Origin of the sequence: Solidesulfovibrio fructosivorans JJ] (assembly GCF_000179555.1) — a bacterium.
Taxonomy (GTDB): Bacteria; Desulfobacterota; Desulfovibrionia; order Desulfovibrionales; family Desulfovibrionaceae; genus Solidesulfovibrio; species Solidesulfovibrio fructosivorans.
The window spans coordinates 46,543-58,346 of record NZ_AECZ01000011.1 but is presented as its reverse complement, the minus strand read 5'-3'; the positions used below and the strand labels follow the sequence as shown (position 1 = coordinate 58,346).

The following is an 11,804-nucleotide window of genomic DNA, read 5'->3' as shown; positions in this document are numbered from 1 at the left end:
AGGGCCATTGCGAGGGTGCGACACTAGGCGGCGGGCTCGATGGCGATCCAGCGGATCTGGCGGCGGTCCGCCTCCCGGATGGTGAAGCGGCGGCCTTCCAGTGTGAAGGCGTCGCCCTGGCGCGGCACCCGGCCGGCCAGCTCGGTCAAAAAGCCGCCGATGGTCTCCACTTGCTCCGATTCCAGGTCGAGGCCCAGGGCGGCGTTCAGGTCCTCCAGGGGAAAGCGGCCGGAGACGCGGTAGACGCCGGGGCCCGTTTCCTGGATTTCCTCGGGCTTGCTCGGGTCGTGCTCGTCCTCGATCTCGCCCACGATCTCTTCCAGCACGTCCTCCAGAGTGATGAGCCCCGAGGTGCCGCCGTATTCGTCCAGGGCGACGGCCATGTGCTTTTTCTGGCTGCGAAATTCCAGCAGCATGCGCTTGAGGTCGAGGGTTTCGGGAACGAACAGCGGGGCCCGCATGATGGCCCTGGGGTCGGGCATTTCCCCTTGGGCCCCCACGATATGGGAGAGCAGGTCCTTGGCGTAGACAATGCCCAGGATGTTGTCCCGGTTCCCCTCGTAAACGGGGATGCGGGAGTGCCCGTGGGTGCGGATGAGATCACAGATGGCCGGGATGCCGTCGTCGGCCTCGGCGCAGACGATGTCGGGCCGGGGAATCATGATGTCGAAGACCTGCTTTTTTTCCAGGCGCAGGATGTTGAGCAGCATGGAGGCGTCTTCCTGGATGAGGGTCCCCTCCGCCTTGGCCTCCAGGATGAGCTCTTCGATGGAAATGCTTTTCTGGCGGAAAAACTTCCCCAATGCGCCCCAGAATCGACTGTCGGAATCGTCGTCCAACCTTTTTCTCCTTGGCGGGCCCGCTTCGGACCGCGCCTTCTTCGTGTCGCACCGCAGGAATGGGTCGCTGCGGATGGCGACGGCAACATATTTGAATGGTTATATTTCCCGAGACAATAAGATCATATTATCCCAAAAGGCGCGACATCGGTCATTATGGGCCGCCGTACGTGACATCCTGCCGACGTTTCGCGAAAAAACGTGGCCCGGATAGCAAAATCACCGCTGCCCGTCCATGGGCCGGACCGCGCCGTCGCCGCGCCGGCTTTTTGAAACCGGATTGCGCCCTCCTGGCGCGATCCGTCTTCGTTCTGCCCGCTCTTTTTATAACGGGGGCAGGCGTCATTCCCCCCGGGAGCGGTACATGGCCAGATGCCGCCTGAAGGCCCAATCGTCCAGGGCCGGGACGCCGGCGGCGGCGGTCTTCCAGGACAGGTTCTCCCGGGGCGTTTCGGTCGGCACGCCGAAGCTCAGGATATGGAAGCCGAAGCCCTTGGTGCCGGAGAGGCCGGGATCGCCGTAGGCGTTTTGCAAACGCAAGGCCAGGAAAAATTCCACGGGCTGTTCGGCTTCCGGCTCGGCCAAAAGCAGATGCATGAGAAAACGGTTGGCAGGCTCGAAAAGCCCGGTGTGGTTGTTCATGGCTTCGGCCTGGACTTCCAGGCGCAGGCCGCCGCCGGAAATGTTGCGCAGCTCGACGTCTGGCTTGGCGAGATTCGGGTCCAGACGCACCAGGGGCTTGCCCCAGGTGGAGGGCAGGGCGAAATTGCCCTTGGCCATCTTGATGGTGTTTTCGTGCCACAGGGCCAATTCGAGCACAAATGCCCGGGGAGGCTCCACCCGCAAGAATCCCCGTTTCTGCTCGAGTTCGAGCCGGGTCGGCCAGCCCACGTGCATATGGACGAAATCGTCGTTGGCCTTGCGGACGGCCATGATGGGGGTCACGAAGTTGTAAAAGGTCTGGTAATCCTTGCGCGGGTCCAGGCGCAGTCTGAAATCGCAGACCACCAGCTTGCCGATCCAGGACGGCGTGGCCCGCACGAGGGAGGTCATTTCCAGTTCGATGCCCCGGGCGGGATCGGCGGACAGGATGGAGGCGTCGGTGGAGCGGGCGCCGGGATCATCGCGCACGAAGCTGACCCGCACCTTGCTGCGCTGGGTCTGGGCCGTGTCGAGGAGGGCGCGGATTTCGCCGGGGCTGACGATCCAGGAAGACGGGACGGCTTCCTTTTTCCCTATATGGATTTTGAGGAAAAAGCCGGCGGTGATGGCCAGAAAAGCCAGGCCGAAGACGCCGGCCATCAGGATCATGGCCTCGGGCGAATAATGCCCCGAAGTGGTGGCGTCGAGCATGCGATTCCACCAACCGGGGTCGAAGAGGCTCAAAAAAGCCGGGAGTTCGCCTATGGCCCTGGAAGAAAGCATAAATTCTCCATAAGCGAACATCCTGACAGGCACAAGCCCGCGCGATCAGTCGAAATGCTTTTTCAGATGGATTTCCAGGCAGGAAAGCGCGGCCGGGGTGACGCCGGAGATGCGCCCGGCCTGGCCCAGGCTGCGCGGCGCGATGCGCGTGAGTTTTTCCACCACCTCCCGCGACAATCCGGCCACGGCGGCATAGTCGATCCCCGGCGGCAACAGCACGGCTTCCAGGCGGTCCATGCGCCCGGCCAGCTCTTCCTGGCGGCGCAGATACCCTTCGTATTTGATCCGCGTTTCGGCTTCCACGGCGATGATCGCATCGAGACTCCCCAACTCCGGCCAGAAACGGGCCAGATCGGCAATTCCCACCTCGGGCCGGCGCAAAAGCTCCTCCAGGCGCAGACTGCGGTCATGGGGCCGGCCGCCAAGCGTCTGCCAGTCCGCGTCGTCGCAGTCGTCGGGCCGCACTCGGCGCGCGGCGATTCCTTCGATGACGGCGGCGAGCGCCGCCTCCTTGCGGCGATACAGATCCCACTGGCGGTCGCCGACTAGGCCGAGTTCCCGGCCCATGGGGGTGAGCCTCGCGTCGGCGTTGCCCTCGCGCAACAGCAGCCGGTGCTCGGCCCGGGAGGTGAACATGCGGTAGGGTTCGCTCGTGCCCTTGGTGACCAGATCGTCAACCAGCACGGCGGTGTAGGCCTGATCGCGCCGGGGCAGGAACGGCTCGCGCCCGGCCAGGGCGCAAAAGACGTTGAGCGCCGCCCACAGCCCTTGTCCCGCCGCCTCCTCGTAACCCGAGGTGCCGTTGATCTGGCCGGCCAGATAGAGCCCGGGCAGGGCCTTGGTCTCGAGCGTGGGCAAAAGCTGCACCGGGTCGGCGTAGTCGTATTCAATGGCATAGCCGGGGCGCACGATGACCGCCTTTTCCAGCCCCGGGATGGTGGCGATCATGGCCTTTTGCGTCTCGATGGGCAGGCTCGTGGAGATGCCGTTGGGATAGATTTCCGGGCTCTCCAGGCCTTCCGGTTCCAGAAAGACGTGATGGCGGTCGCGCTCGGGAAACCGCGCCACCTTGTCCTCCACCGACGGACAATAGCGCGCCCCCGTGCCCTCGATGACGCCGGTAAAAAGCGGCGAACGGTCGAATCCGGCCCGGATGGCCTCGTGGGTGCGGGCGTTGGTGTAGGTCAGATGGCAGGGAACCTGCGGCAAGATAGGCCCCGGGCCATGGAAGCTGAACGGCGGGGGAGAGGTGTCCCCGGGCTGGGGCGTGGTGACGGAAAAATCGATGCTCTTGGCCAAAAGCCGGGGCGTGGTGCCGGTCTTGAGCCGGCCAAGGGCGATGCCGTGGCGGCGCAGGCTGGCCGAAAGCCCGTCCGAGGGCGGATCGCCGAGCCGGCCGCCGCGAAGCTTGGTCAGCCCGATGTGCATGAGGCCGCAAAGAAACGTGCCGGTGGTGAGAAGCACTACCCGGGCCGCGAAATCCTCTCCCGAGGCCACGCGCACCCCGCGGGCCCGGCCGTCCACGGCCAGCACCTCCTCCACCGAGTCCTGGCGCACGGTCAGATTGTCCTGGCCGAAAACCGCCGCCTTGACCACGCGCATGTAGGCGTCGCGGTCGATCTGGGCCCGGGTGGAGCGCACGGCCGGCCCTTTGCGGGTGTTGAGGGTGCGGAACTGGATGCCGGCCGCGTCGGCCCAAAGGCCCATCATGCCGCCGAGCGCGTCGATTTCGCGGACCATGTGCCCCTTGGCCAGCCCGCCGATGGCCGGGTTGCAGGACAAATGGCCGATGCGGTCCACGTTTTGGGTCACAAGCAGCGTCTCAAGTCCCAGTCGGGCCGCGGCCATGGCCGCCTCGCACCCGGCGTGCCCGGCGCCGACGACGATAAGGTCGAATGTCATGGGATGGGATGCCTCCGGCGGGCAGGGGGAAACTTTTTGAAAAAAGTTTCCCCCTGCACCCCCTTCAAAAAACTTTTAACGGGGGTGGTGATGGACACAGAGAATACGTTGGGAAGGGAATAAGCCAATAGGTATGGTGTCAATGCACATTGCCAGGATAATATTATGAAAATTTTTTGGAAGGGGGTCCGGGGGGAACTTTTTTTTTAAAAAAAGTTCCCCCCGGCCGCCGGAGGCCTCTTCTTTCGGCCGACGCAGCAGATCCAACCTTCTTCGGTGTGCTCGTAGACGCCGATGCCGTCGAAGCCGGCGGCGGCGAAGCAGTCGTGGAATTCCGTCGTGTCGAGGTAGGCCATGGGCGTGAGTTCCAGCCATTTGCGGTTGCGGGCGTCGAAGCGGTCGCAACGGTAGACTTCGGCGATCAGCACAAAGCTGCCGCCCGGCCGCAGCACCCGCAGGATTTCCGCCAGTCCCTTGGTGATGTCTGGCCAGAAATAGTGCGTCTCCACGGCCGTGGCCAGATGGAACGTATCCGCCGGGAAGGGGATTTCCATGACCGAGGCCTTGCGGATGGCGACATGGCCTTGCTGGATGGCTTTGCGGTTGACGCGCCGGGAAAGGCCCAGGCTTTTGTCCGAGACGTCGATGCCGACGACCAGGCCGTCCGGGGCGAGCCTGGCCAGCCGGCCGGCGGTGCGGCCGCCGCCGCAGCCGATGTCCAAAACGAAGTTGTCTTTTCCGACCAGGACGTGGTCCAGGCCCCAGCTGGTCAGCGGATAATGGTAGCGGTTCATGCGCCGGGCCACGTATTCGCCAAGAAGGCCCGACGGCCGGCGGCATTGGCCGAGGCGTCTCTCTTTCAACCACTGCATGAACCGCATTTTTCTCTACCCTTGTCAGACGTGAAGGTGGGCCGGGGGGATGGTTGCCCCCGGCGGGGAGCGGGGCGGAACCCCGATTGCGCTTCCCTACTCGAACAACACCCGGGCCATGACCTTGGCGTCGCCCAGGGTGGCGCGGATGCTGGAGCGTTCGTTGGGCTGGTGGGCGTTGTGCACGAGGGTGGCCCAGACCACGGTCGGGTAGCCGCGCCGGCGCAGGTAGGCGGCCACGGTGCCGCCGCCGATGCCCATGGGGCGGGGATTGGCGCCGTAGACCGCCCGGACGGCGCTCATGACCTTGCGCACGATGGGGGCGTCTTCCGGGGTGGTCGGGGCGGCCTGTTCCCGCTGCACGACCTCGTAGTCGACGGTCACGCCGCAGGCGGCCTCGACCTCGGCGCCGTATTCGCGGATGACGGCGAGCACGTCGTCCAGGGGATACTCGGGCAGCACGCGGCAGTCGACGTAGAACACGTCGCGGCCGGGGATGGTGTTGATGTTCTCCACGTTGGCCTCTTTCTTGGTCGGCTCGAAGGTGGAGTTGGCCGGCTGGAACAGCGGATTCTTGGCCGGAAAGCGGTCGTGGAGCTTGGGAATCTTGAGGATGAAAAGCGCGGCGGCGGCCAGGGAGTTGACGCCGGCTTCCGGTGTGGAGGCATGGCATTGCCGGCCGTTGACGATGATTTTCAGCCACAGCATGCTTTTTTCGGCCACCTCGACCATCTCGCTGTCGGCCTGGCCGAAGTCGGGCACGAGAAAGAGGTCGTCCGGGGTGAAAAGGCCGTCGTGGTGTTCGGCCACGTAATCGAGGCCGTACTTGCTGCCGGTTTCCTCGTCGGCCACGAAGAGCAGGCCGTAATTGATGGGCGGCGTCTCCCCGGCGTCGAGGATCGCCTTGCCGAGGGCAACCGAGCTGGCGATGGCCTGCTGGTTGTCTTCCACGCCCCGGCCGAAAATGGCGTCGCCGTCCACGGCCAGGGTATAGGGATCGGTCTTCCACAGGGTGCGGTCGCCCGGCGGCACGATGTCGATATGGGAGATGACCCACAGGGTGCGGGACGTATCCCTGCCCGGGATGACCACGGCCAGGTTCGGCCGGTGGCCGCAGGGTACGCGTGAATCCGGGGCGTTTATTTCCCGGGCTTCGGGAAAGCCCATGGCGGCGAGCAGGGCTTTTAAGCGATCGGCTTTTTCCCGTTCGCCGGGGCCGCCGTTGTCCGGGCCGAGGGCGGGTATGGCGGTCAGTTCGCGTTGCAGGTCGATGACCGTGTCGCGCATGGCGTCGAGCCGCGCAAGCAGGGCGTCTAACATAGGGGCTCCGGGCGGTTGGAAGGACATTTCGGCATACCGTTCATGCATAGCCGCTTGGTTGGGCGATGGCAAACCGGACACGCAAACGCAAAAAGCCGGAAGGCAAGCCTCCCGGCATGGACGCAAAAAAGATGCGGTATGACAACCCTCGAAAGAAAAAAGATTTAGGAAGGGGAGAGCGCGAGAGGGGAGAACCCTCTTTAAAGGGTTTCCCCTCTCGCACCCTGCCTCTAATCTCTCCTAACGGCCGCGGGCGGCGCGCTTGGAAGCCTTCAAGGGGTTGATGCTGACCTTGCCGCCCTTGTCGACTTCGAGCTTGACGTGGGTAGCGAAGTTGCAGACCTTCTGGGCCCATTTGCGTTCGGGCATGGGATAGCTCTTGCAGTATTTGCCGCCGTCCTGCTCCAGGATGCGTTCGCAGCCCTCGCATTTGTCCACGATGGGATGGCACTCGACGCCGTTGACGGTAATGACCTGGGACATGGGAATAACCTCCGGGCCGCGCAGAATTGGGGCGCGGGAATGATTTCAGCGGAAAGCCAGCCTTTATTATGGAGCCGGCGGGTTTTGTCAAGCCCCGGGCCGCGTGAGCCGCGCCGCCGTTTCCTTGAAGGCGGCCACGAGGGCGGGGTAGTCGAACCCCGGGAATGCGCCGTTTCGGTAGAGCACCTTGCCCGCCACCATGGTGCAGGCGACTTCGCCGCCGTTGGCCGCGTAGACGGCGTCCGAAACGGGATCGAAAGCCGGGGTGAGTTGCGGCCGGCTCATGTCCAGGGCGCACAGGTCGGCCGGGCCGCCGACCGTCAGGCGTCCGAGTTCCGGCCAGCCGATGGCGGCCGCGCCGTCGCGGGTGGCCATGTCCAGGGCCGCCTCGGCCGCAAGCAGGGTGGGGTCGCAGGCGGCCACCTTCTGGAGCAGGGCGGCGGTCTGCATTTCCGAAATGAGGTTCAGGGTATTGTTGCTGGCCGCGCCGTCGGTGCCGAGGGCAACCGTCACCCCGGCCTCGCGCAGGGCGGCCACGGGCGCGATCCCGCTGCCGAGCTTCATGTTGCTTTTGGGGCAATGGGCCACGGACGTGCCGGTTGCGGCCAGAATGCCGATATCGGCGGCATCGAGGGCCACGCCGTGGGCCAGCAGGGTATTTTGGCCGAGCAGCCCCAGTTCGTTGAGGTAGGGGATGACCCGCGCGCCGTTGGCTTGGAGGCAATCCTCGTTTTCCCGGGCGGTTTCCGCGGCGTGGGTGGACAGGAGCACGTTTTGGGACCGGGCGAAATCGGCGCAGCGCGTCAGTGTTTTGGCCGAGCAGGTGTAGACCGCGTGGGGAAAAATGGCCGGGCGCAGCCGGTCGTGGCCGGCCAGCCGGTCGGTGAGCGCCCCGGCGGCGTTTAAGGCCGCGTCCACGGTCTTGAACCCGGCGTTTTCGATCTCGAACACGCCCTGGCTGATGACGGCGCGCATGCCCGCTTCCTCCACCGCGTCGGCGATGGCGTCGACATACAGATAGGCGTCGCAAAAGCAGGTCGTGCCCGTGGCCAGCATCTCGGCGCAGGCAAGCCGTGTGCCGAGGGAAACGGCCGCCGCGTCGAGCCTTGCCTCGGCCGGCCAGATGTGCTCGGAGAGCCAGACGGAAAGCGGCGCGTCGTCGCACAGTCCCCGGAAAAGCGTCATGGCCGCGTGGCCGTGGGTATTGACGAGCCCCGGCAGCACCAGGCAGCCCGACAGGTCGAGGGTCTCTCGCGGCGCGTAGGCCTTGGCCAGGGCATCGGCCGGGCCAATGGCCGCGATGCGCCCATCGGTTACGACCAGGGCCGCGTCGGAAAGTATTCGCCGGTCGTCGTCCTGGGTGACCAGGATGCCGGCGGCAACGAGCATGTCGCAAGGGAAGGCGGTGTGTTGCGTTTGCATGGGGGCCTTGTAACGCAGCTTCCGTTTCGGGCCAAGGCCGCTTGACCATGCCTGGCAAAATCCCTAATCCGACTCGGTACCACTTCGCATTTTTCAAGGAGACGGCCATGGATCTGCGCAAACTCATTCGCGACATCCCGGACTATCCCAAGCAGGGCATCCTCTTTTTCGACATCACGCCGCTTTTGGGCGATCCGGAAGGGTTTCGCCGGGCCGTGGACGCGCTGGCAGAACGCTTTGCCGCGTCGGGAGCGACCAAGATCGTGGCCGCCGAGGCCCGGGGATTCATTTTCGGCGCGGCGCTCGCCTACAAGATGGGCATCGGCTTCGTGCCGGTGCGCAAACCCGGCAAGCTGCCCTACAAGACGCGGTCCGTCTCCTACGACCTGGAATACGGTTCCGATACGCTGTGCATGCACGAGGACGCGCTGTTGCGCGGCGAAAAGGTGCTGGTCATCGACGATTTGCTGGCGACCGGCGGCACGCTTTCCGGGGTGGTGAAGCTGGTGGAAGAATTCGGGGCCGCAATCGTCGGCATCGGCGTGGTCATCGAGCTGACCTTTTTAAACGGCAAGCAACAGTTTAGCACCTACGACTGCGAGAGCATCCTGCAGATTGCCTGAGGCCGGCCGCGAAGCATGACGTCCGGAGCTATCGCGCAGGGAATAGGCGCAATCGGCGTCCGGTCGGCAGCGAAAACCCGCAACATGGAAGCGGTCCGTCCGGCCTTGCCGGGTACGGACCGTTGAGAGCCTAACCACATGAAGATCGGCATCATCGGCGGCAGCGGCCTGGACGATCCCAACATCCTCGACAACCCCACCGACCTGGAGCTCGATACCCCGTACGGGCCGCCGAATTCGACCCTGCGCCAGGGCAAGATCGCCGGCAAGAGCGTGGTGCTTCTGGCCCGCCACGGGCGCGCCCACACGGCCACGCCGAGCCACGTCAACTACCGGGCCAACATTCACGCCCTGCGCGCGGTCGGTTGCGCGGCCATCCTTTCCACCACGGCCGTGGGCTCGTTGCGCCAGGAGATCGGCCGGGGCGACCTCGTCATCCTCGACCAGTTCATCGACTTCACCAAGCGCCGGGTGGCGACCTTCCACGACCGTTTCGAACCCCACAATCCGGCCCATACCCCCATGGCCGACCCGTTTTCCGAGCCGCTTCGCGAACTGCTCATAAGCGCCTGCCGCAAGTTCGGCTATCGCCATCATGACAAAGGGACGGTGGTGACCATCGAAGGGCCGCGTTTTTCGACCCGGGCCGAGTCCAACATGTTTCGCATCCTCGGGGCCGACGTCATCAACATGAGCGTGGCCACGGAGTGCGCCCTGGCCGTGGAAGCCGGCGTGCCCTACGCCGCCGTGGCCATGAGCACGGACTACGACTGCTGGAAGACGGACGAGCCGCCGGTGAACTGGGAGGAGATCGTCACGATCTTCAAGGAGAACGCCGAGAAAGTGACCAATGTGCTGGTTGATGTCATCAAGGAAATGTGACGGCGCGCGCGCCGTCTCCCATAAAAAAGGCGCTCCGACCGGAGCGCCTTTTTTTGTTTCGGAAGGAGGCTTATTTTTCCGCTTTGAGGAACTGCCGCCTGAAGCTGGCGAAAATGGCCTCGTACACGGCATGGTCCCGGGTCTCCGGCAGCACGAAATTGATGGTATGCGGCTGGGCGTCGCTTGCATAAACGCCATGCACGGAAAGGCGCATCGGCGACGTAAGTTCCGGTCCCGCCTCGTGGGGAGAGGTTTCGGGAATGTCTTCCCCGGCAGGATCGGCACCGGGCGCTGTTTCCGTGAAGGAGAGGGGCGAAACATCCTGCGTCGCGGCGTCCGGAGAGAGGTCTTCGGCAGTCAAAGCGTCGATTCCGGGCGCAACGGTCGCTTCGTTTTCCCGGGTTTCCGGTTCCAATGCGAGGTTGGGGGACACGCTTGCCGCCGGCGTCGCCGGCTCTTCCGCCGCCTCGGGCGGTTGCGTCGTCGGCGAGGCTTCCTCTTCCAGGACAAGGGGGGGCAGGAGGGAGGCCTGCTGGTCGCCGGCAGGGATGTCCTCTTGCGTCGAGGCGGCCGGGACTGTCGGGGCTTTTGGGGCCGGATCGGCGCCGGAAAGGGGCTCTTGCGCGGTGTCGGCCGGCGCGGCCGTGGCGGCCTGTGAGGGTTGCCAGGACGCGTCGAGCTCGAGACGCGGCAGCGCGGGAGAGGCGACTACGGACGTTTCCGGTCGGGCATCCCCGTCGATGACGATTTCGATTCCGTCAGCCGGGGTGCCCGGTTCGGGCCCGGCAACGGTGCTCTCGATCCGGGCCTCCTCTGTCGACATCGCGTCCTCTGGTTGTTCCAAAGAGCGGGGGGCCGTGTCATGGTCGAAGGAACGCCCGATTTTAGTCCTTTCTTGCGGCGTTTCCAGCTCGAAAGGAGCGTCCAGGGAGTCCGCCACGGATGCCTCGACCGGTCCGTCAGCTTCCGGCTGGTCCAACGTCAAGAGGATGGGCTCCTCAGAGACGTCGTCCGGGACGACCGTTTCCGGCCGATCGGGGACAAGGTCCGTTGCCGCCGGCTCGGGAAAGAAACCCGGTTCGGGGGGCACGAACGAAAGGGCGGGCTCGTCCGCGCTCTCGGCGCGCGCCGTTTCCGGCTCCTCGGCCGGAGTCGCCTCCGCGACCGCATCAAGGGAAAGCGCCGGTTCGGGCCGGTCGGCTTCCATCGCCTCCCGGGGCGCGCCCGAAGAAGGAGATTCCGCGCCCGCCTCGTCTTGTTTGCCGGCATCCTCGGTCCGCACTTCCGTGGCGGCGTGCAGCGGCGGAGGGTTGCGATCGATTTCCTCGGCGTATTGGCAAAGCGCCACGAAGGTCTTGGCGATGCCAATGACCATCATGTCTGGTTTGCTGCCGGCGTATAACGCCTTGAGTGTCTCGAATATCTGGCGTTGCGGCAGGGCGCGGGCATCGGGTTCCATTTCCAGGAGCCCGCCGTAGGCGTCGCGGATACCGTCAAGGAGTGCGTCGGAAGCCGCAATGCCGTCATGGAAGTCGAAGTAACGCCGTGTCGGCCTGCCGTCGGCATGAAGAAAACGCATTTCTTTAAGAATATCGATAAACGCGCGGTCGATGGCGTAGCGGAATCCGATATCGGCAAAAAACGCCGCATCGAAGACTTCGGGCACAGGCAACGCCAGCAGTGCCTGGAAATATTTGGGGATGCTCCCGGTCTTCAAGGAATAGGCGTCGGGAAGGGCCTTTGACGCATCTCGCCTGTTGGATGCGGGTTCAAAGGATGGCGGCATTGTACTCGTGCCAGGGGTAAACAGATTGAAAAACAAGCGACTCTCCTTGCATCTCCAATTGGCCGCGTCGGCGGTGAAAATTCAATATCTCATTATAGCCATTTCGCCTGTTTTGTCATCCATTTTGCCTTGACGTGTATTCTTCAAAGAAAACCAAAATGATAGGAAATACGCTGTTGCCGCGTCATGTCGCATCCCATGGCCCGCCCATTGCCCAACCCCGGAAAATAGTGGCATAAGAAACCTTCAT

Annotated in this window: 10 protein-coding genes; 2 read left to right on the top strand and 8 right to left on the bottom strand. The window is 64.4% G+C overall.

Annotated features, from left to right (window positions below; all coding sequences use genetic code 11):
• Nucleotides 1–23: 23 nt before the first annotated feature.
• From DESFRDRAFT_RS09595 to DESFRDRAFT_RS09565, 7 genes are all read right to left on the bottom strand, one after another.
• The gene (locus tag DESFRDRAFT_RS09595) at nucleotides 24–839 is read right to left on the bottom strand and encodes a hemolysin family protein (RefSeq protein WP_005993403.1); all 816 of its coding nucleotides are present in this window, start codon (nucleotides 837–839) and stop codon (nucleotides 24–26) included.
• Nucleotides 840–1,181: 342 nt separating this feature from the next.
• A complete protein-coding gene (locus tag DESFRDRAFT_RS09590) occupies nucleotides 1,182–2,264 on the bottom strand; it encodes a hypothetical protein (protein WP_005993401.1) in 1,083 nt (360 codons plus the stop codon).
• A 45-nt stretch (nucleotides 2,265–2,309) separates the two neighbouring features.
• Nucleotides 2,310–4,166: a tRNA uridine-5-carboxymethylaminomethyl(34) synthesis enzyme MnmG gene (gene mnmG / locus DESFRDRAFT_RS09585; RefSeq protein WP_005993399.1), complete on the bottom strand. Its 1,857-nt coding sequence runs from the start codon at nucleotides 4,164–4,166 to the stop codon at nucleotides 2,310–2,312.
• 206 nt (nucleotides 4,167–4,372) lie between these two features.
• Nucleotides 4,373–5,038 (bottom strand): class I SAM-dependent methyltransferase, encoded by a 666-nt coding sequence (locus tag DESFRDRAFT_RS09580; protein ID WP_233489594.1) that lies wholly within the window; start codon nucleotides 5,036–5,038, stop codon nucleotides 4,373–4,375.
• A 96-nt stretch (nucleotides 5,039–5,134) separates the two neighbouring features.
• Entirely contained in the window at nucleotides 5,135–6,358 is a 1,224-nt protein-coding gene (locus tag DESFRDRAFT_RS09575; RefSeq protein ID WP_005993395.1) for a M20 family metallo-hydrolase, read from the bottom strand.
• Between the two features lie 240 nt (nucleotides 6,359–6,598).
• Complete coding sequence (locus DESFRDRAFT_RS09570; protein WP_005993393.1) at nucleotides 6,599–6,841, bottom strand: PxxKW family cysteine-rich protein; 243 nt, start codon at nucleotides 6,839–6,841, stop codon at nucleotides 6,599–6,601.
• A gap of 87 nt (nucleotides 6,842–6,928) precedes the next feature.
• The gene (locus DESFRDRAFT_RS09565) at nucleotides 6,929–8,263 is read right to left on the bottom strand and encodes an amidohydrolase (protein ID WP_005993392.1); all 1,335 of its coding nucleotides are present in this window, start codon (nucleotides 8,261–8,263) and stop codon (nucleotides 6,929–6,931) included.
• A 107-nt stretch (nucleotides 8,264–8,370) separates the two neighbouring features.
• On the opposite strand from DESFRDRAFT_RS09565, the gene DESFRDRAFT_RS09560 reads away from it, so the two are divergent.
• The gene (locus DESFRDRAFT_RS09560; protein ID WP_005993390.1) at nucleotides 8,371–8,886 is read left to right on the top strand and encodes an adenine phosphoribosyltransferase; all 516 of its coding nucleotides are present in this window, start codon (nucleotides 8,371–8,373) and stop codon (nucleotides 8,884–8,886) included.
• Between the two features lie 138 nt (nucleotides 8,887–9,024).
• On the top strand, nucleotides 9,025–9,768 hold the full coding sequence (mtnP, locus tag DESFRDRAFT_RS09555) for an S-methyl-5'-thioadenosine phosphorylase (protein ID WP_005993388.1): 744 nt from the start codon (nucleotides 9,025–9,027) through the stop codon (nucleotides 9,766–9,768).
• 70 nt (nucleotides 9,769–9,838) lie between these two features.
• On the opposite strand, the gene DESFRDRAFT_RS09550 is transcribed toward mtnP, so the two are convergent.
• Nucleotides 9,839–11,485: a DUF5343 domain-containing protein gene (locus DESFRDRAFT_RS09550; RefSeq protein WP_043794401.1), complete on the bottom strand. Its 1,647-nt coding sequence runs from the start codon at nucleotides 11,483–11,485 to the stop codon at nucleotides 9,839–9,841.
• Between the last annotated feature and the right edge of the window lie 319 nt (nucleotides 11,486–11,804).